Origin of the sequence: Hymenobacter daecheongensis DSM 21074, from assembly GCF_900141805.1 — a bacterium.
In the GTDB taxonomy this organism is placed as follows: Bacteria; Bacteroidota; Bacteroidia; order Cytophagales; family Hymenobacteraceae; genus Hymenobacter; species Hymenobacter daecheongensis.
The window spans coordinates 242,223-262,711 of record NZ_FQYN01000005.1 but is presented as its reverse complement, the minus strand read 5'-3'; the positions used below and the strand labels follow the sequence as shown (position 1 = coordinate 262,711).

15 protein-coding genes are annotated in these 20,489 nt (G+C 63.5%); 9 read left to right on the top strand and 6 right to left on the bottom strand.

The annotated features are described in order from the left end of the window. Positions 1-144: 144 nt before the first annotated feature. The 8 genes from BUB62_RS11665 (at position 145) to BUB62_RS11630 (ending at position 13,211) form a co-directional block, all read left to right on the top strand. Complete coding sequence (locus BUB62_RS11665; RefSeq protein ID WP_073110264.1) at positions 145-2,214, top strand: kojibiose hydrolase; 2,070 nt, start codon at positions 145-147, stop codon at positions 2,212-2,214. 215 nt (positions 2,215-2,429) lie between these two features. Continuing rightward, entirely contained in the window at positions 2,430-3,791 is a 1,362-nt protein-coding gene (locus BUB62_RS11660) for an MFS transporter (protein ID WP_073110261.1), read from the top strand. 145 nt (positions 3,792-3,936) lie between these two features. Continuing rightward, positions 3,937-5,124 (top strand): glucosidase family protein, encoded by a 1,188-nt coding sequence (locus tag BUB62_RS11655; protein WP_073110258.1) that lies wholly within the window; start codon positions 3,937-3,939, stop codon positions 5,122-5,124. A gap of 27 nt (positions 5,125-5,151) precedes the next feature. After that, complete coding sequence (locus BUB62_RS11650) at positions 5,152-6,081, top strand: carbohydrate kinase family protein (RefSeq protein ID WP_073110256.1); 930 nt, start codon at positions 5,152-5,154, stop codon at positions 6,079-6,081. Positions 6,082-6,213: 132 nt separating this feature from the next. After that, the gene (ygiD, locus tag BUB62_RS11645) at positions 6,214-7,047 is read left to right on the top strand and encodes a 4,5-DOPA-extradiol-dioxygenase (RefSeq protein ID WP_073110253.1); all 834 of its coding nucleotides are present in this window, start codon (positions 6,214-6,216) and stop codon (positions 7,045-7,047) included. Positions 7,048-7,286: 239 nt separating this feature from the next. Beyond that, positions 7,287-7,646 carry a winged helix-turn-helix domain-containing protein gene (locus BUB62_RS11640; RefSeq protein WP_073110249.1) on the top strand — a complete coding sequence of 120 codons (360 nt, stop codon included), beginning with the start codon at positions 7,287-7,289 and terminating at the stop codon, positions 7,644-7,646. Positions 7,647-7,715: 69 nt separating this feature from the next. After that, positions 7,716-10,355 carry a TonB-dependent receptor gene (locus BUB62_RS11635; RefSeq protein WP_200799921.1) on the top strand — a complete coding sequence of 880 codons (2,640 nt, stop codon included), beginning with the start codon at positions 7,716-7,718 and terminating at the stop codon, positions 10,353-10,355. Between the two features lie 225 nt (positions 10,356-10,580). Beyond that, on the top strand, positions 10,581-13,211 hold the full coding sequence (locus BUB62_RS11630) for an MGH1-like glycoside hydrolase domain-containing protein (protein WP_073110246.1): 2,631 nt from the start codon (positions 10,581-10,583) through the stop codon (positions 13,209-13,211). 428 nt (positions 13,212-13,639) lie between these two features. Here BUB62_RS11630 and BUB62_RS11620 read toward each other — a convergent pair whose 3' ends face one another. The 5 genes from BUB62_RS11620 to BUB62_RS11600 all read right to left on the bottom strand — a co-directional run bounded on the left by BUB62_RS11620 (position 13,640) and on the right by BUB62_RS11600 (position 18,753). Beyond that, positions 13,640-13,906, bottom strand: coding sequence for a hypothetical protein (locus BUB62_RS11620; RefSeq protein WP_143164129.1), 267 nt, complete (start codon positions 13,904-13,906; stop codon positions 13,640-13,642). 149 nt (positions 13,907-14,055) lie between these two features. Continuing rightward, a complete protein-coding gene (locus BUB62_RS11615) occupies positions 14,056-14,508 on the bottom strand; it encodes an ankyrin repeat domain-containing protein (protein ID WP_073110237.1) in 453 nt (150 codons plus the stop codon). Between the two features lie 182 nt (positions 14,509-14,690). Further along, positions 14,691-15,728, bottom strand: coding sequence for a bile acid:sodium symporter family protein (locus tag BUB62_RS11610; RefSeq protein ID WP_073110234.1), 1,038 nt, complete (start codon positions 15,726-15,728; stop codon positions 14,691-14,693). Positions 15,729-15,940: 212 nt separating this feature from the next. Next, positions 15,941-16,990, bottom strand: a complete 1,050-nt coding sequence (locus BUB62_RS11605) for an LLM class flavin-dependent oxidoreductase (RefSeq protein WP_073110456.1) — start codon at positions 16,988-16,990, stop codon at positions 15,941-15,943. Between the two features lie 158 nt (positions 16,991-17,148). Further along, positions 17,149-18,753, bottom strand: a complete 1,605-nt coding sequence (locus BUB62_RS11600; protein WP_073110231.1) for an MDR family MFS transporter — start codon at positions 18,751-18,753, stop codon at positions 17,149-17,151. A 143-nt stretch (positions 18,754-18,896) separates the two neighbouring features. Here BUB62_RS11600 and BUB62_RS11595 point away from each other — a divergent pair, with 143 nt between their 5' ends. Continuing rightward, positions 18,897-19,664 (top strand): sulfite exporter TauE/SafE family protein, encoded by a 768-nt coding sequence (locus BUB62_RS11595; protein ID WP_073110228.1) that lies wholly within the window; start codon positions 18,897-18,899, stop codon positions 19,662-19,664. Between the two features lie 109 nt (positions 19,665-19,773). On the opposite strand, the gene BUB62_RS19320 is transcribed toward BUB62_RS11595, so the two are convergent. Continuing rightward, complete coding sequence (locus BUB62_RS19320; protein WP_073110225.1) at positions 19,774-20,274, bottom strand: hypothetical protein; 501 nt, start codon at positions 20,272-20,274, stop codon at positions 19,774-19,776. Positions 20,275-20,489: the final 215 nt, after the last annotated feature.

Below are 20,489 nucleotides of genomic sequence, written 5' to 3'. Positions count from 1 at the left end.
AGTGGTCAGCGGTCTGTTTGCATCCGGGGCCGCCCGTGCTGACTTTTTAGCGGCGCGCCCGTACACCGGACGGTTTTTCCGCCGCCGGGTTCTTCCTGCGGGGCTGCGTTGGCGGCTCTGCCCGTTCCATCCCATTTCTGCTCTATGCTCACCACCCGATTCAAAAAACTAGCGCCTGGCCTGGGCGCGCTGGCGCTGCTGCTGGCCGTGCATCTGCCGGCCGTGGCCCAACCCCCCGCGCCCGACCCCTGGCGCATTGCGGCCGACAAGATTGACCCCACCAGCTACTACGGCGTGACGGTGGCCAACGGCATGCTGGGCATTGTGTCGTCGCCGGAGCCGTTTAAGGTGAAAAGCGTGGTGCTGGCCGGGGCCTACGATCAGTATGGCCGGGGCCGGGTGAGCAACTTCCTCAACAGCTTCAACCTGCTGAACATGTACCTGGAAGTGGACGGCCGCCGCCTCTCGGGCAAGGATGCCACCAACTTCCAGCAGGAGCTGGACATGCAGCGCGCCAGCCTCACCACCACCTTCGACTACCAGGACCGGGCCACCATCCGCTACACCTACTACGCCCTGCGTCACCTGCCCTTCACCGTGCTGCTCGACGTGAGCATCACGGCCAAAAAAGACCTGAATCTGGGCGCGGCCAGCATTATGGAAACGCCCGATGCCCTGCGCGAGGCCCAGAACTACTACAACGAAATCGATAGGCCCCACGTCACGCTGAGCCTGCTCAGCTCGGTGGCCCAGAGCCCCACGGGCAAGATGCAGCTGTGCGCCTCCAACACTTTTCTCTTCGAGGAAGGCCACGGCCAGGAGCCCAAGGTGATTCATGAGATGTGGGACAGCAACATGCACCTGATGAAGTTCAGCAAGGCCCTGAAGGCGGGCCAGACTTACAGCTACGCCGTGGCGGGCTCCAGCATCACCTCGGCCCACCACGCCGACCCGCTGAACGAAGCCGAGCGCCTGACCATCTTCGCCCGCCTCGAAGGCAAGGAGCGGCTGCTGGCGTTTCATGCTAAAGCCTGGCAGGAGCTGTGGAAAAGCGACATTCAGATTGAGGGCGACGCGCAGGCCCAGCAGGACGTGCGCAGCATGCTCTACCACCTCTACAGCTTCTCGCGCGCCGGCACCGATTTTTCACCTTCGCCGATGGGCCTCTCGGGCCTGGGCTACAACGGCCACGTGTTCTGGGATACCGATATCTGGATGTTTCCGGCCCTGCTGGTGCTGCACCCCGAAATTGCGAAGTCGATGGTTGAGTACCGCTTCCGGCGGCTGGAGGCGGCCCAGCGCAATGCCTTCGCCCATGGCTACCAGGGGGCCATGTACCCCTGGGAAAGTGCCGACTCGGGCGTGGAAGAAACGCCGGTGTGGGCGCTGAGCGGGCCGTTTGAGCACCATATTTCGGCCTGCGTGGCCTTGGCCGCCTGGCAGTACTACTGCGTGACCCAGGACAAGGAATGGCTGCGCGAGAAAGGCTACCCGATTCTATCGGCTACCGCCGATTTCTGGGCCAGCCGGGTGGAGCGCAACGGCCCCGGCCGCTACGACATCAAGAACGTGGTGGCCGCCGACGAGTGGGCCGAAAACGTGGACAACAACGCCTTCACCAACGCCGCCGCCCAGGTGAATCTGCGCAACGCCACGGCCGCCGCCAAAGTGCTGGGCCGGCGGGCCAACCCCGACTGGCTGCACGTGGCCCAGAACATTCCCATTCTTAAAATGCCCGACGGCACCACCCAGGAGCACGCCACCTACAAGGGCGAAGGCATCAAGCAGGGCGATGTGAACCTGCTGGCCTATCCGCTGGGCGTAATTACTGAGCCTGCCCAAATCAGGAAGGACCTGGCCTACTACGAAACCCGCGTGCCCAACGAAGGCACGCCCGCCATGACTCAGGCCATTTTTGCCCTGCTCTATTCCCGCCTTGGTGATGCCGGCAAGGCGGCACACTTCTTCCGCGACGCCTACGAGCCCAACCTGCTGCCGCCTTTCCGGGTGATTGCCGAAACCAAGGGCGGCACCAATCCTTACTTCGCCACCGGCGCGGGCGGGGTGCTGCAGGCCGTGCTCATGGGCTTCGGCGGCCTCGATATTACGCCCGCGGGCCTGGTGCAGCGCAAAGCCACGCTGCCCACGGGCTGGAAATCGGTGCGGATAACGGGGGTGGGAGTGGAGCGTAAAACGTACTCCGTGACGCGGTAAACGGCCGCCGTCCCGGATCTACTGGATTGTTCTAAAACCGCCTCAGCAACCCCCTGGCTGGCTGCAACCAGCAGGCCTCCTTTGCTGATGTATGGGGTGGCAGAAAGCCTTGTGGGAAGGGCTGCCTGCCCGCCGTCCGCCGCGAGGCGGGCGGCGCTTGCCCTGGTATTTCGCCCGCGCTTCTTCCCGCTTTATTCCTCTACCTGACTCTCCTTATGGCTCTCAGCTCTACCGTTTCTACCGCGCCTACCGACTTGGCCACCGGCCTGCCCCGGCCCCGGCTGGCCTTCTGGCAGATACTGAACATGAACCTGGGCTTTTTCGGCATCCAGTACAGCTTCGGGCTCCAGCAGACCAATATGAGCCCGATTTACTCCTACCTGGGGGCCAATCCGGACATGCTGCCCTTTCTGTGGCTGGCCGGCCCCATGACGGGCCTGCTGGTGCAGCCCATCGTGGGTGCCCTGAGCGACAAAACCCTGAGCCGCTGGGGCCGCCGCACGCCCTATTTCCTGGTAGGCGCGGTGCTGTGCAGTCTGTGCCTGCTGGCCATGCCCTTCAGCCGCGCCCTCTGGATGGCCGCCGGCCTGCTCTGGATTCTGGACGCGGCCAACAACATCACCATGGAGCCTTACCGCGCCTTTGTGAGCGACAAGCTGCCCGCGCCTCAGCACAGCCTGGGCTTTCTGACGCAGAGCTTTTTCACCGGCTTGGGCATCACGCTGGCCAATTTCACGCCCTCGGTGCTGGTGTATCTGGGCCTGGTGAGCGGCACGGCTCGTAGTGCCAACAACATTCCGCACACCACCTACGCCGCCTTTCTGATCGGGGCGGCCGTGAGCATCGGAGCCATTCTGTACTCGGTTATCACCACCAAAGAGCACCCGCTGAGCGCGGCCGAGGTGGCCGCCATCCGGACGCAGCCGAAGGGGCTGGGCCACACGCTGGCCGAAATCGGCAGTGCCATCCGCCAGATGCCCCCCACGATGCGCCGCATGGCCCCGATGATGCTGTGTACCTGGTACGCCATGTTCTGCTACTGGCAATACATTACCCTGAGCCTGGCCAGCACCATCTACCACACTCAGGATCAGCAGGCGGCGGGCTTCAGCGCGGCCCAGCTGCTCACCGGGCGCATCAATGGCACCTATAATGTCGTCACGTTTTGCGCGGCCTTCGGGCTGGCGTGGCTGGCCCGGCAGTGGGGGCCGCGGGCGGTGCACATGCTGAGCCTGAGCCTGGCTGGGCTGGGTCTGCTAAGCTTGCCGCTGCTGCACACGCCGGCCCTGCTGCTGGCCCCCATGATCGGGCTGGGCATTGGGTGGGCCAGCATGATGGGCACCACCTACGTGATGCTGGCCGGGGCCATTCCGCGGGAGCGAACGGGCGTGTACATGGGCATTTTCAACCTGTTTATCGTGCTGCCCATGCTGCTCCAGACGGTCACGTTTTCCTGGATTTATCGCCACCTGCTCGCCTCGCGGCCCGAAAACGTAATTCACCTGGCCGGCGCGCTGCTGCTCTGCGGGGCCGCCTGCGTGCTGTTTGTGCCGCCCCTGGCGCGGCCCGAGCACTAACTGGTCCAACTCAGATATCGTCGTCTTTTTCGCCTGGCTCCCCCTCTCTTTTTCGGAGAGGGGGTCGGGGGGTGAGGCGAATCGTTGGGCAGAGAAGCTAAATAACCTCTGATCAGCCCTCTAACCTTCGTCTACTGCCACCCCTATGCAAGCCTACGAGCAAAGTCTGGACCTGATGCGCCGCGCCGCCACGCCGCCGGGCTTCGTGGCCAGCATTCAGCCCACCGCCAACTACCAGCGCGTCTGGACCCGCGACGGCGTGATTACGGGCCTGGCCGCCCTGCTCACCGACGACGCGGCCCTGATAGCCACGTTCCGGGCCACGCTGGTTACCATTTTCAGTCATCAGCATCTCACCGGCTTTTTCCCTTCCAACGTGGACCCCGCTACCGGCCGGGCCAGCTACGGCGGCAACTGCGGCCGCGTCGATAACGTGAGCTGGGCCGTTATCGGGCTGCTGCAATACGCGGCCCTCACCAACGATGCCGCGCTGGCCGCCACCTACGCGCGGCCGGTGGAGCGGGCCTTGGGCGTGCTCGATGCCTGGGAATTCAACGGCCGAAACCTGGTATATGTGCCCCAGAGCGGCGACTGGGCCGACGAGTATGTGCAGCACGGCTACGTGCTCTACGACCAGCTGCTGCGGGTATGGGCCCTGGAGCTGGCCGCCCGCCACTACCGCCGCCCGGCCTGGGCCGAGCAGGCCGCCCGCATCCGGGCGGTGCTGGTCCGCAACTACTGGAACGACCCCGCCGCCGACCCGGCCACGCTCTACGCGCCCAGCCTGGCGCACCAGCTCCGGCAGGCCCCCACTGGCCACTGGCTCATGGGCTTCAACCCGGCCCGCGTTTATGCCCAGTTCGATCTGGCCGCCAATGCGCTGGCGCTGCTCTTGGGGCTGGGCACGGCTGTTCAGGCAGCGGCCGTGGTGGCCCAGCTCGGGGCCCGGCTGGCTGCCCGCCCCGGCCTGCTGCCCGCCTTCGACCCCGCCATTGCGCCCCCCAATCCGCTGATGGCCGAGCTGGCCGATAACTACGCCTACACTTTCCGCAACCATCCCCACGAATTCCACAACGGCGGGCTCTGGCCGGTGTGGAACGGCTGGCTGGCGGCGGCCCTGCACCAGCACGCCGCCCCCGCGCTGGCCACCGACGTGACGGCCCGGCTGGCCACCGCCAACCGCCGCCACCCGACGGAACCCGCCACCTGGGGCTTCTACGAAAACCTGCACGGCCAGATCCAGCAGCCCATTGGCGTGCCCTTCTGCACCTGGAGCGCCGCGGGCAGCGTGTTGGCCGAAGCGTATGGCCGGGGGCAGCGGTTGGTTTATTAGTTTTTCTCACCACTCAGGCTTCCGCTTATGATCCAGCCCCGGCCTTCCTCACTTTATTTTGCTGCGCCCCCGGCCGCGGCCGGTCACGGCCTGCTGGCCATTGGCGAAGCGCTGATTGATATTCTGACCACCGATTTTGTGGGCGACCTCTCGCAGGTGACCACCCTGCGGGCTATGGCCGGGGGCAGTCCGGCCAACCTGTGCCGCTTCGTGCAGGACTGCGGGGGCACAGCCCGGCTGGTGGCTGCCGTGGGGCAGGATGGGCTAGGCGAAATTCTGCTGCGCACACTGGCCGCCGCCGGCCTGAGCACCGAGCACATTCACCAGCTGCCCGACCGCGCCACCAGCATCATCGTGGTGGGCCGCTCGCGCGATACGCCCACATTCATTCCCTACCGCAGCGCTGACCGCCACCTGCCGCCCGTAGAGCCTGCGCTGGTGCTCGATGCCGCCGTGGTACACACCACGGCCTTCGCCCTGAGTCGCCTGCCTGCCCAGGACCACATTCTGGCCGCCCTGGCCACCGCCACCGCCCACGGCCGCCAGGTGTCGGTTGATTGGAACTATGCCGCGCCCATCTGGCGGCGCAGCAACAACGCCCCGGCCGTGTGGCAGCAGCTGCTTTCCTATCAGCCCCTGCTCAAGGTCAGCCTCGATGATGTGGCCCGCTTCAGCGGCGGGCCGGCCACCGTGGAGGCCGCCCAGGCTTTCCTGCACGCGGTGCCGGCCCGCGTGCTGTGCCTCACCTGCGGGGCCGATGGCGTGTGGTATCGGGGGGCCGGCGGCCTCTGGCAGCATCAATCCGCGCCCGCCGTAACCGTGCACGACGCCACCGGCGCCGGTGATGCCTTCTGGGCTGGTTTCCTCACCCGCTGGATGCAGCACCGCCCCTTGGACGAGTGCGTGCAGCTCGGAATTCAGACCGCCGCCCGCCGCCTGCAGGGCCAGCTGGCATAGGCCGCCGGAGGGTGAAAGAATTGTGGGAACTGGAAGGGGGAGGGCGAAATACTTTTTGCCGGGTGCCTGTTAAGAGAGCGTTTCAATGACTGCCCGCGCCACTTCGGCTCCGGTTGCTATCCTGACTATTCAATGAGCACCCTGCAAGACCTCCACAAAACCGCCTCCGCCTTCCAGCAAACGGCCAGGATGCCCGTGCTTTTCATCGGCCATGGCTCGCCGATGAACGCGCTGGCCGATAACCCTTTCACCCAAACCCTGCACGCGCTGGGCCTGGATATCCGCAACCGGCAGCCGCCGCGGGCCATTCTGGTGGTGTCGGCGCACTGGCTCACGCGCGGCTCATTCGTCACCATCAACGAGCGGCCCGAAACTATCCACGACTTCGGCGGCTTCCCGCAGGCGCTGTTCGACATGCAGTACCCGGCCCCCGGCGCGCCCGACGTGGCCCAGGAAGTGCTGGCCGCCCTGCCCGACGCGCACCCCTCCGACGAGTGGGGCCTCGACCACGGCTCCTGGACCGTGCTGCACCACCTGTTTCCGGAAGCCGATATTCCCGTTTTCCAGCTCAGCATCGACTATTACAAACCCATCACCTACCACGCCGAGCTGGCCCGGCAGCTGCAGTTTCTGCGGCGGCGCGGGGTGCTCATCATCGGCAGCGGCAACATCGTGCACAACCTGCGCCAGAGCATGCCCAAGCTCATGGCCGACGACCCCACGCCCTACGCCTGGGCCGCGGAGTTCGATGCCTGGGCCAAAACCAGAATCGAGCAGCGCGACCTGGCCGCGCTGGCCCACTACCAGCAGGCCGGCGCCAGCGGCCCACTCGCCGTGCCCACCCCCGATCATTATATTCCGATGCTGTATAGCCTGGCGCTGGCGGAGCCGGATGAGGATATTCGGCATGTGTTTGAGGAGGTGAGCTTTGGCGGGTTGAGTATGCGGAGTTTTGTGGTGGGGTAAGTGAAGGTGCCAATTTTAGTCGTCTGTCTTTTGTAAACATCTGTCATCCTGAGCAAAGCGAAGGACCTTCCTCTTTCCACCCTGCAAAACGCCTTTCAATGCTCAAAGCCCTTTACTATGCTGAAGGGCTCTACTCATTTTATAAGGCTTTGCAGTGGCGAAGAGGAAGGTCCTTCGCAAGCTCAGGATGACAGGCGAGGGGCAACACCCGCCCCGCATATTTCCCTAAAATTGCGGGTATGAAAGACCTGCTGCGCCCTGATCTGCCGTTTCGCCTGAACGGCCGCCTCTGGATGGAAGGGCCGGATGACCGGTTTATGGGCATCGGGCGGCTGGAATTGCTGGAGAAGATCCAGGAATTCGGCTCCATTTCCAAAGCCGCGCAGGCCATGCAGATGTCGTATAAGCGGGCCTGGGACCTGGTGAATTCGCTGAACCAGCAGGCACGGCAGCCGCTGGTGAGCACTCAAACAGGCGGCAGGCGCGGCGGCGGGGCCGTCGTCACGGCCGAGGGGCAGCAGCTGATTATGGAGTTTCGGGCTATGCAGGCGCGGTTTCAGGCCTTTCTTGAGGCAGAAACGCAGCGGCTGGCGGAGTAGGGGCAAACATCGACCAGCGTTTTGCGTTGTATTTTTGAAAATATAACGCAAAGCATTCTTTCGGTTTTTATGTCCCCAGCTTTATCCTGGCGCTCCGGCGCTCCACTTGCTGTCTGCGTCCTGCTGCTCCTGGCCATGCCCGTGGCGGCCCAGCGCAGCCGCCCGAACCCGCAAAAAGCAGCGGCAACAGCCGATACCACCCGCCGGAGCGTGTCGCTGGGGGAGGTGGTCGTGTCGGCTTCGAAAGTGGAGGAAAGCCTGCTGCAGTCGCCGGTGACGGTGGAGAAGCTCACGGTGCGGGAGCTGCGGCTGGCGCCGGCCCCGTCGTTTTTTGAGGCCCTGGAGCAGGTGAAGGGCGTGCAGGTGCTCACCAGCAGCCTGAGCTTTCGGGTGCTGAATGCCCGCGGCTTCGCCAACACCACCAACGTGCGCTTTGCCCAACTCGTGGACGGCATCGACAACCAGGCTCCGCACCTCGGGGCTCCCATTGGCAATGTATTGGGGCCGAGTGATTTGGATATCAGCACGGTGGAAATTGTGCCGGGCGCGGCGGCGGCGCTGTATGGGCTGAACGCCATCAACGGGCTGGCCAATTTCAGCACCCGCAACCCGTTTAGTTCGGCAGGGCTCAGCATACAGCAAAAAACCGGCGTCAATCACCTGCACGACCCGCATACCGGGGCGCGGCCCTACTCCGAAACCAGCCTGCGCTACGCCAAAGTACTGGCTTCCAGGCTGGCCTTCAAAGTAAACGGCACCTACCTGCGCGGCTACGACTGGATGGCTACCGACCAAACTGACCTGAACCCCAACGGCAACGCCACCACCGGCCTTTTCGGGAGCGACAACCCCGCCCGCGACCCGGTGAACAGCTACGGCAACGAGTCCTCCGACCGCAGCACGCTCACGCTGGGCGGCAAAAGCTACTCGGTGGCCCGCACCGGCTACCAGGAGCGCGCCGTGGTGGACTACCACCTGCAAACCATCAGGGCCGATGCGGCGCTACACTATAAGCTGGGGGCCCGCGCCGAGCTGGCCTACACCTACCGCGTGGCCGTGCTCGATAATGTGTACCAGCGCGCCAACCGCTTCCGCCTGCAAAACTACCGCCTGCAGCAGCACGCGCTGCAGCTCAGCGGCCCCGTGGTGCAGGCGCGGGCCTACCTTACCCAGGAAAATACCGGCCGGAGCTACAACCTGCGCTCCGCCGCCGAAAACCTGGACCGCAGCTTTAAACCCGATGATGCCTGGAACAAGGACTATACCCGGGAGTGGAACCTGGCCACCCAAAACGGCCAGACTGTGGCCCAGGCCCACGCCACGGCCCGCGCCGCCGCCGATGCCGGCCGCCTGCAGCCCGGCACGCCGGAGTTCCGCCAGCGCCTGCGCGAGCTGCAGAACATCAACAACTGGGACCAGGGCGCGGCCCTGCGCGTGCAAGCCAATATGCTGCACGCCGAGGGCCAGGTGAACATTGCCGAGGCGCTGCGCCGGGCCGGCCGGCTCTGGCTGCCCGCGGGCCTTGATCTGCTGGCCGGCGCCGACCACCGCACCTATATCGTGGTGCCCGATGGCAACTACTTCATCAACCCCGAAAGGGGCAAAGACCCGCTGCGCGACAACCTGACCTACGCCAAAACCGGCGGCTTCGTGCAGGCCGGCGCCCACTTGTTGCAGAACAAAATCCGCCTCACGGCCACGCTGCGGGCCGATAAGAACGACTACTTCACCACGCGCTTCAATCCGCGCCTCACGGCCGGGTATTCGCCCGCGCCGCGCCACAACTTCCGGGCGAGCTACCAGAGCGGCTACCGCTTCCCGAGCCTGTTCGAGGGTTTTTCCAACGTGAACAGCGGGCAGGTGAAGCGCATCGGCGGGCTGCGGGTGATGTCGGAAGGCGTGTTTGAGAACAGCTATTTGCGCAGTAGCATCGATGCGTTCAATGCGGCCGTAACGGCGGCCATCAACGCCAATACCTCGGCGGCCACAGCGGCGCAGAAGCGCCAGCAGGCCATTGAGCAGAGCCAGAGTTTGTTGCGCCGCACGCCCTACACGTATCTGCGGCCCGAGCATATTCGCTCCCTGGAGCTGGGCTACAAGGCGGCGCTGCTGCCCGGCGGCCGCCTGCTCGCCGACGTGGATTTCTACTACAACGCCTACCGCGACTTTATTGCGCAGGTAGAAGCCTACGTGCCCAAAACCACCAACCCCGACTCGGCCGCCATCTACCTCAACAGCCGCGCCACCCAAAGCCGCTACCGCCTCTGGACCAACGCCCAGACCAAAGTATATACCTACGGCGGCTCGCTGGGCCTGCGCTACGAGTTGCCCCGCGGCTACCAGGCCACCGCCAGCGCCACCTACGCCCGCCTGGCCCGCACGGAATCCGGCGACGGCCTGGAAGACGGCTTCAACACGCCGCGCTGGATGTACACGGCCGGCCTCGGCAACGAGGATGCCTGGCGCGGCTTCGGCTTCGCGCTGGCCTACCGCTGGCAGCAGCGCTACTACTCCCAAACTTTCCTGGTGAGCGGCGAAGTGCCCAGCTACCACACGCTTGATGCCCAGCTAAGCTACGCGCCGCCGCAACAGCTGCTCCGCCTCAAGCTGGGCGCTACCAACGTGCTGAACCGGTACTACGTGTCGTATCTGGGCGGGCCGAGCGTGGGCGGGCTGTATTATATGTCAGTGACGTATGGGGGACGGTAGCAGTAGTTTATTGGCTGGGTAGTAAAACTGGTCAGCTCAATACGGCCAGCAAGCAACCCAAACCCCCCAAAACCAGTACGGCAGAACTTCACTCACCCCGAACCGGCCCGGCCACTCCAGGCCCGGTTTGCCCGCCCGCTCTGCCGAAGCCGCCCTTCCCACCCGCGGCCCCGCAATCATAGGGTTATCCTTATATTCAATACGGGAACCCGGAGCCACACCCCCATGACGCAGGAACAACTACGCTTACTGGATACCAACGCCCAGCGCGCCCAATGGAAGAAATTCGGCCCCTACCTCACTGAAAGGCAATGGGGAACCGTGCGCGAAGACTACAGCGCCCACGGCGACGCCTGGGACTACATCACCCACGATATGGCCCGCAGCAAGGCCTACCGCTGGGGCGAGGAAGGCCTAGGCGGCATCTCCGACGACCAGCAGCGCCTGTGCCTGGCCGTGGCCCTCTGGAACGGCCAGGACGAGATTCTGAAGGAGCGCCTCTTTGGTCTCACCAATAGTCAGGGCAACCACGGCGAAGACGTGAAGGAGCTGTACTACTACCTCGACAGCACCCCCACGCACTCCTACATGCGCATGCTCTACAAGTATCCGCAGCGGGCTTTTCCGTATGATGAGCTGGTGGCCGAAAACGCCGCCCGCACCCGCCAGGAGCCCGAATATGAGCTGATTGACACCGGTATTTTCGACGACAGCCGCTACTTCGATGTGTTCATCGAGTATGCCAAGGCCGGGCCCGATGATATCCTGCTGCAGATAACGGTACACAACCGCGGCCCCAAAGCCGCCCGCGTGCAGGTGCTGCCCCAGCTCTGGTTTCGCAATACCTGGAGCTGGGATGCCCGGGAGGCGCGCCCCACGCTGCGCGAAACCCAGCCCGGCGCGGTGCGGGCCGAGCACCCCACGCTGGGCCGCTACCACCTCTACTGCGACCAGCACGCCAACGAGCCGCCCCGGCTGCTGTTCTGCGAAAACGACACCAACGGCGCCCGCCTCTACGATCTGCCCGCCCAGGGGCTGTACTTCAAAGACGGCATCAACGACTACGTGGTGGAGGGCGTGCGCAGCGCCATAAATGCCCAGCAGGAGGGCACCAAAGTGGCCGCACAATACAAGCTGCGGCTGCCGGCCGGCGAGAGCCAGACGATTCGTTTGCGCCTGAGCCAGATGGAGTTCGATCAGCCCTTCGCCACTTTCGACCAGCTCTTTGCCGAGCGCAAGCTGGAGGCCGACGAGTTCTACGACTGCCTCCAGGAGCCGCTCACCGACCCCGACGCCCGCAACGTGCAGCGCCAGGCCTTCGCCGGCATGCTCTGGAGCAAGCAGTTCTACTATTACGATGTAACGCAGTGGCTCGACGGCGACCCCACCGGCCAGAAAGCCCCCAAGGAGCGCCGCACCGGCCGCAACAGCACCTGGCGGCACCTGCACAACGCCGACATCATCTCGATGCCCGACAAGTGGGAATACCCCTGGTACGCGGCCTGGGACCTGGCTTTTCACTGCATTCCGCTGGCCATGGTCGATGCCGAGTTTGCCAAGCAGCAGCTGCGCCTGCTCACCAAAGACTGGTACATGCACCCCAGCGGCCAGCTGCCGGCCTACGAGTGGAACCTGAACGACGTGAACCCGCCGGTACACGCCTGGGCCACCTGGCGCGTGTACCAAATGGATAAAAAGCTGAACGCGGGCGTTGGCGACGGGGCTTTTCTGGAAGCCGTGTTCCACAAGCTGGCCCTGAACTTTACCTGGTGGGTAAACCGCAAGGATAAAAGCGAGCGGAACGTATTTGAGGGCGGCTTTCTGGGGCTGGATAACATTGGCGTGTTCGACCGCTCGGCCCCGCTGCCCACCGGCGGCTTCATCGAGCAGAGCGACGGCACGAGCTGGATGGCCATGTTTGCCCTGAACATGATGCGCATGGCCCTGGAGCTGGCCCGCACCAACCCCGTGTACCAGGAAATGGCCGGCAAGTTCTTCGAGCATTTCCTCTACATCGCCGAGGCCATGACCCACGGCGGCGACGGCGAATTCAACCTCTGGGACGCCGAGGACCGGTTTTACTACGATGTGCTGCACACCCCCGACGGCGAGCGGACCAAGCTCAAGGTGCGCTCCATCGTGGGTTTGATTCCGCTGTTTGCGGTAGAAGTAATTGAGCAGGAGCTGCTCGATGCGCTGCCCGAATTTACGGCCCGGGCCCGCTGGCTGCTCGAAAACCGGCCCCACCTGGCCCGGCTGGTCAGCCGCTGGGACGAGCCCGGCAAGGGGGCCCGCCACAAGCTCTCGCTCATGCGCCAAGACCGGCTCAAAAGCCTGCTCCACCGCATGCTGGATGAGCAGGAATTTCTATCCGAGTTCGGTATCCGGGCCATGTCGCGCCACCATCTCGACACGCCCTACGTGTACAGCACCGAGGATACCGATTTCACCGTGCAGTACGTGCCGGGTGAGGCCGAATCAAGTATGTTCGGGGGCAACTCCAACTGGCGCGGCCCCATCTGGTTCCCCATCAACTACCTGATTATCGAGTCGTTGCAGAAGTTTTATTTTTACTACGGCGAGAAGTTTATGGTGGAATACCCGACCGGCTCGGGCCGGCAGCTCAACCTGCAGGAAATAGCCCACGCCCTGGCCGGCCGCCTCACCCAGCTGATTTTGAAGGACGAAACCGGCCGCCGCCCCGCCTTCGGCGACTCCGACCTACTCCAGACCGACCCCCACTTCCGCGACCACCTGCTCTTCCACGAATACTTCCACGGCGACAACGGCCGCGGTATGGGCGCCAGCCACCAAACCGGCTGGACGGGGTTGATTGTGAGACTATTGCAGATGTGAAAATGACGTATGAGTGAAGATGAAAAAATTCCGGAAGGCTGGATGCTGACGTTCGATGAGCGGTCGAGAGGGCAGTATTATATATGTCTGACCTCGCGGCACGGGCCGAAAGTAGAGGCAACCGGTTCCGATTCGGAAGAGATGCTGGCGTGGTGTATTGCTGGTGCCCTCGATGTAGACCGCCAGCTGCGGCTCAAATTTCCTGATCGGATGTAATTTCAATCTGCAGCCGCAAAAACTACAACGTTCAATCCTGTCCTAAGCCGGCTCACCCCCGCATTAAACCAAACCGCAATTTGTCCCAGCGCTGAGCAGCAAAACGGCCGTTTGCTCCGGTCCGGCGGCTTCTGCCATCGGACCGAAGCAAACGGCCAGCATATGTATTGTGAAACTTCTGTGACTTACCAACAAGCTGCGCCAGCCGCCAGTCAGTTTCTCTGAACCGCCAGCAGCGGCAGCTGAGCCGCAATTTCGGCCGGCCCCTGGTACACCAGCCGGCCCTCTTTCACCGATCCGGCATACACTTCTACTTCCGGCGAATGGTAGGGCAGAAACACACGAACTGCCTCGCGCCGGCCGGGCCGGACAAGCGTCACGCCCGCCGCAGAATGGTCGGGGGTAGCAATTTCGTAGAATCCAGCGTTGGCCAACTGCACGTTCAGCATTATCAGGTAGAATTGGTTTGTGCCACCCAAATGCAAGGATTACTAAGATAGTTCCTATTGGATAAATAGTTTTTTAAATATTCCGAAAACCAGCTACTAGAGCAGTAACCACAAAAAAGCGGCCGGGCAATTTACCCGGCCGCTTGTGCTATACTGGCTATACTGTCCGAAGAGACGTTCTATTTCAGCTTGGCCTCTATCAGCTTGATTACCTCCGCGTTGCCACTTTCTTTAGCGGCGGCCAACGCGTCTTTGCCATCGTCGTCTTTGGCTTTGGCATCGGCCCCGCTGCCCAGCAGCAGCTCCACCACAGCTTTGTTGCCTTTGCCGGCCGCCGCCATCAGGGCCGTGCTCTTGAAGGCATCGGGCTGGTTTACCTGGGCCTTGTGCTTGAGCAGAGCTTTCACCACCTCCAGGCTGCCATTGCCGGCGGCCGTGATGAGATAGGTGGTTGGGAAACCGGGCACAACCTCGATGGGAGAGTTGGGGTCGGCGCCGGCGGCCAGTAGGGTTTCTACCTGAGGTGCATTATTTTTCATCACGGCCACAAATAGCTCCTTGTTGGGGGGCGTAGCCAGGGCGGCTAGAGTAAGGCTAGTGAGCAGGGCGATGAGAAGGAAGCTCTTTTTCATAAATGGAACCGGCGGAAGCAAAAACATAGGGGGCGGCAAAAGTACAAAATACCGCGGCTGTTCCCAATCTTCCGCAGAAAGGGTCATCAGGAAACCTAATTGCTGAATAATACGGGTTTTGACAAAGCCGATTGCCGGATTTTGGTCAGGTGAATAGTGATATTATTCAATATTCCGTTTGGCTATAGCGCCTGCCCCGCCACTTGTCGCCCCATCCGTTGCGCCATTACGCTGGCCATGATAATCTGCAGAGCGTGATAAAGCATCAGCGGCAACAGCAGCGCCCCCAGCGCCGCGCCCGGAAACAGCAGGCTGGCCAGCACGCTGCCATGCACCAACGACTTCTTGGAGCCGCAGAACAGCGCCACAATCCGGTCCTGGCGCGAAAAATTCAGTAGCCGGCTCAGCCCCCACACCAGCCCGAAAATGAGGAAATACAGGGCCACCATGCCCGCGCTGAGCGCCAGAATATCGGTGAGCCGGTAGCTGCGGAACACGCCCTCGGCAAACGAGTCGCAGAACGAGGTGAAAACGATGACCAGAATGATAAGCTGGTCGAAGGTGCGCAGGCCCTGGCGGTGCCGCTCGGCCAGGTGGCCGAAGCGACGGTTGAGCAGCACCCCCGCCGCTACCGGTAATACTACCTGCCACAATAAGCTCAAAACCAGGCTTCCAAGCTGCCCGTCGGTAGTGCCGGTGTGCAGAATAAAGCTGCACCAGAGCGGCGTAACAAAGATGCCGATGAGGCTGGAAATGCTGGCGTTGAAGATGGCCGCCGGCAGGTTGCCGCCGGCAATGCCTACCATCACCACGGAGGTAGAAACCGTACTGGGCAGCGTGCAGAGAAAGAAAATACTCTGCCACAGCAACTCGCCCTTCTCTGAAGTAAGGAAGGGCCGGGCGGCCAGGGCCAGCAGCGGAAACAAGACAAACGTGGTGAGCTGCACCACTGTATGTAGCCGCCAGTTGCGCAGCCCAGCCGTGAGCTTCGCGGCGCTGAGGCGCAGGCCGTAGAAAAAGAAAATGAGGGCCACGCCGCCGGTCGTCAGCGCTTTCCACGGGAGCGGGCTGGCTTTGCTGCCAGTTTCGGGGAAGAAATAGGCCAGCGCCACCACGCCCAGGAGCCCGAACAGAAACCAGTCGAGGCCGGCGCTGCTGAGCAGAGCCACGAGCGGATGGGCGGGTTTGGCGGGCGGCTGGGGGAGCGTTGGGTTGGTCATAACGGGTTCTTATAGGCGTAAATATGGCGGGAACCGTCCTAATTGTCGTCTGTCATCCTGAGCTTGCGAAGGACCTTCCTCACAGTTTACTGCACTTGTTATTCGACGCACAAAGCCCTATGCCAGCACGTGGTAAAGGGCTTTGTTCATTTTACAAGGCTTGTCACTTAACCGAGGAAGGTCCTTCGCTTTGCTCAGGATGACAGACGGGTTTAATGCGCCGCCGCCATCTTCGCTTTTCCTTCAGCCGCTTGCAGCCCAAACGCCTCCGCCAGCAGCTCATACGAGCGCAGCCGGTCCTGAAAGTCGTAGCAGATCGTCACGGCCACCACTTCCTCTACGCCATACGCGGCGGCCAGGCGCTCAAATTTCGCTTTCACCTGCCCCGGCGTGCCGCTGATGATGCGCTGGTGGTGGTAGGCCAGGCGGGCGCGCTGCTCGGGAGCGAGGGGGAAATTGCGCACCGCGTCGGGTGGGCCGATGGGCGTTCGGTCGCCCATTTCGAGCTTGAGCATCTGCAGTGCCAGACCGTCGGCCAGCTCCCGGGCTTTGGCCTCGGTATCGGCGCAGAAAGTGAAGATGGCCACGTTGGCCTGGGGCGCGGCCAGCTCGGCCGAGGGCTTGAACCGCTCCCGGTACAGCCGCACCATATCCGGCCCTCCGACGGGGTTGATGAAGTGAGCGAAGGAAAACGCCGCCCCGATTTCGGCCGCAAACAGCCCGCTCTGGCCGCTGGAGCTGAGCAGCCACAGCTCCGGCACCGTATCGATGAAGGGCGCGGCTTTCACGCGGGCATGAATGGTATCGGGCACCACCTCGTCGTGCAGGTAGGCGCGCAGATCCATGAGCTGCTCGGCGAATTCCTCGTCGCGGAACTGGTTGTGCGGGTTCAGGGCGTGGGCCGTGAGGCGGTCGGTGCCGGGGGCGCGGCCAATGCCCAGGTCGAGGCGGCCGGGGTAGAGGGCTTCGAGCAGGCGGAAGTTTTCGGCTACTTTCAGCGCCGAGTAGTGCGGCAGCATCACGCCGCCCGAGCCCAGCCGGATGCGGCTGGTTTCGGCCCCCAGGCGAGCCAGCAGCACTTCCGGCGCCGAGCCGGCCAGCGAGCCGGCGTTGTGGTGCTCCGATACCCAGAAGCGGCTGTAGCCCAGCCGGTCGGTGAGGCGGGCCAATTCTATGGTTTCCAGCAGCGCCTGCCGGGCCGTGCCGCCCTGCCGAATGGGCGACTGGTCGAGGACGCTGAGTTGAAGCTTTTTATCAGACATGAGGTTGAAATTGCGGGTGGAAATGCCGCGGCGCGGCATTCGGAGCATAACAACCCACGGGCCCGATTCGCTTCAATCCAATCATAAAAGCCACGCTTTGCCGCACGCCGGCCGGCGAAATGACGGGTTTTCAGGCTGTATAAAGCGCTGGCTATCAGCTATTGCTTCGCTGCGCCCGGCTCGGCATTGGAGCGGCGCAGCGGCAGCTCCGGGATAAACAGCGACACCACCCAGCCGGCCGCCACCAGGCACATAGTAAACAGATAGATGTGCGAGATGGCGCGCGCAAACGCCACCCGCAGCGCCGGCGACACCGGCAGCCCGCCCGGCGCGGTGCCGGCCAGCTCCGCCGCGCCCTCAGCCACCACGACCGGCCGGCTGGCCGGAGCCACAGCCCCGGCGGGCGGCAGGGCTCCGGCCAGGCTCACGGTGAGCATGGTGCCGAGCAGCGCCGCCGCCACGGCCCCGCCAATCTGGCGGAAAAACTGGCTGGCAGCCGTGGCCTGGCCCATGAAGCGCGGCTCAATGGCATTCTGAATGGCCAGCGTGTAGAGCGGCATAGTGGGCCCCAGGCCGAGGCCGCAGAGCAGCACGTAGCCCAGCACCTGGGCGTAGGAAACCGTCATGGGCATGGTGGCCAGCAGCAGCAGGCCAGTTAGCAGCAGCAGCAGTCCGCCCAGCATCCAGCGCTTGTAGTGGCCGAAGCGCGACACCATCCGGCCCGCCAGCATGGAGCCCGCCACCACGCCCAACGACAGCGGAATAAGGCTTACGCCGGCCTTAGTAGCCGATACACCCAGTACATTGACCATAAACAAAGGCTCGAAAATGACGATGCTCAGAAACGAGCCGCCCAGCAGAAACACGGCAATAATGGCCGGCCGGAAAACGTGGTTGCGAAACAGATTCAGATCCAGAATAGGATTGGCAGAGCGCAGCGAGCGAACCACAAACAGCGCCAGTGCCGCCGCCGCCAGGGCCAGCAGCCCCAGCGTGGTGCCGGAGGCCCAGCCATAGTGCGCTTTATTGAGCTGCAGGGCAATAATGAGCGGCACCAGCCCGAGCATCAGCAGCAGGGCCGAGATATAGTCGAGCGGCTGCTTTTCGCCGCGCGGTTTCAGCCGCGGCATCTTCGAGAGGATAAACCACAGCGCCAGCAGGCCCAGCGGCAGATTCACGTAGAACACCAGCCGCCAGCCCGCAATGCCCGGCACCAGCCCCGTGCCGTGGTCGGTGAGCAGCCCGCCCAGAAACGGCCCCAGCACCGACGAAAGCCCGAAAGTAGCGCCCACAAACCCCTGATACCGCCCGCGCTCGGCGGGCGCAAACAGATCGGCAATGACGATGAAGGCCATGGCAAACAAGCCCGCGCCGCCCAGCCCCTGCACCGCCCGGAAGATGATGAGCTGGCTCATGCCATCGCCCAGCAGGGGCAAGGGGCCAAACTCGCCGGCCAGCCCGCACAGCATCGAGCCGGCCAGAAATATCAGGATGGCCGCCACCTCAATGGCGCGGCGCGAGTACATATCGGCCAGCTTGCCATACACCGGCACCAGCGTGGTGCTGGCTACCAGGTAGGCCGTGGCCACCCACGTAAAGCGGTCGAAGCCATGCAGATCGGCCACGATGCGGGGCATGGCCGTGGAAACGATGGTTTGGTCGAGGGAGCCTAGAAACAGCGCCAGCAGCACGCCGGCCAGGGTGAAGAGCTTGGTGCGCCGGGTGAGCGTAGCGGGCGCGGTAGCGGTGAGAATAGGGGACATAGCGAAACGGAGCGGGAAGGCCGGGCGAAGGTACGTGCCTTTGGGGGCCGGTGTTGGTGCCGGCGGCAGATATTATCGGTGGCGGTTGTGCTTGCGCGGGCCGCGGGCCGCTATCTTCGCGGCCCCGTTTTGCTGCCGGCCCTATGCTCACCACCACGCTTGCCCTACTCTGCCTGTTCGCCTTTCTGGCCGGTTTCGTCGACTCCATCGTGGGCGGGGGCGGGCTCATCCAGCTGCCGGCTATGCTGCTGCTGCTCAAGGGCGTGCCGGTGCCCACCATTTTCGGCACGGGCAAAGTGTCGTCGTTGGCGGGCACTTCCATGGCGCTGCGGCGCTACGCGGGCAAGGTGCCCATGCGGTGGCGGGCGGTGGGCGCGGCGGCCATCACGGCGGCGCTGTTTTCGTTTTTCGGGGCCCGCATTGTGAGCCTGCTGCCCGCGGCGCTGCTGCGGCCGCTGGTGCTGGGGCTGCTGGTGGTCATTGCCATCTACACCTTCTGGTGCAAAGATTTCGGAGCCATTCATGCCCCGCGCCTGCCCCCAAATCGGGAGCCGCTCTACGGCATTGCCATCGGCGTGGTGCTGGGCTTCTACGACGGCTTTTTCGGCCCCGGCACGGGCAGCTTCCTGCTCTTCGCCTTTGTGGGCCTGTTCGGCTACGATTTTCTCACCGCCTCCGCCTCCGCCAAGCTCGTGAACGTGGCCACCAACGTGGCCGGCGTGGCCTACTTCGCCTTCACCCACCAGATTCTCTACCAAGTGGCCCTGCCCATGGCCGCCTGCAACATGCTCGGCTCGGCATTGGGCGCCAAACTAGCCCTGCAACGCGGCACCGGCTTCGTGCGGGGGCTGTTTCTAGTGGTGGTCTGCAGTATTATTCTGAAGCTGGGTTATGAGACGGTGATACAGTGAGATAGTGAACTGGTGAGATAGTGAGTTTGATGTTCGGTTTGCGCTATATGCGCCACTTGCGCAAACCGAACATCAAACTCACTATCTCACCAGTTCACTATCTCACCACCTATTCCCCCGGCAAGCCAGGCACCGGGTTTCCCTGGTTGCCTTTCAGGCTGGGCACGCCCATTTTCTCCTCCCGCTTGCGCTGGTAGCGGGCAAACTGGTCGGGGGTCAGCACGTCTTTCAGCGCCGCCAGGCGCGACTGGCCGATGTCGTCGACGACGGCGTTGAGCTTGCGCAGGTCGGTGCGGTAGCGCAGGCGGGCGGTTTCCACGTTGCGCACGCTCACCTCATTGATGGTCTGCACTTTTTCGGCCTGGGCGGGGGTCAGATTCAGCGCTTGGCGCATGTTGGCGGTGAGAGCCGTGGCTTTGGCTTCCACTTTGTCGGCGGCCGGCGTAGGGGCGGGCTTGATGGCTGGCGGGGCGGCGGCCGGAGCTTTGACCTTGGTTTTGGTGGTGGCCGCGGCGGTTTCCGTCTTGGTTTTCGTCTTGACGGGGGCGGTTTGGGCCTGGGTGGCGGTGGCAGTCAGCAGGGCCAGGGCGGCGAGCAGGGAGGTTTTCATAGAAGAGAGAGCAGGAGAGAACATAGGGCAACGCAAAGGGGCCGGCCTTTGGTGGGGCAAAAGTGCCGGCTGGGCGGTTCGGGCACGTAAATATGGTGCCAAAAACCACACTGCGGCCCTCATAACGTGGGCAGACGGTCATTTCATACAGCCCGCTGCCAAATTCTGCGGGGCCCGGAGCGTAACCTTTCCGGCCGGGTTTGCTTACATAGGCC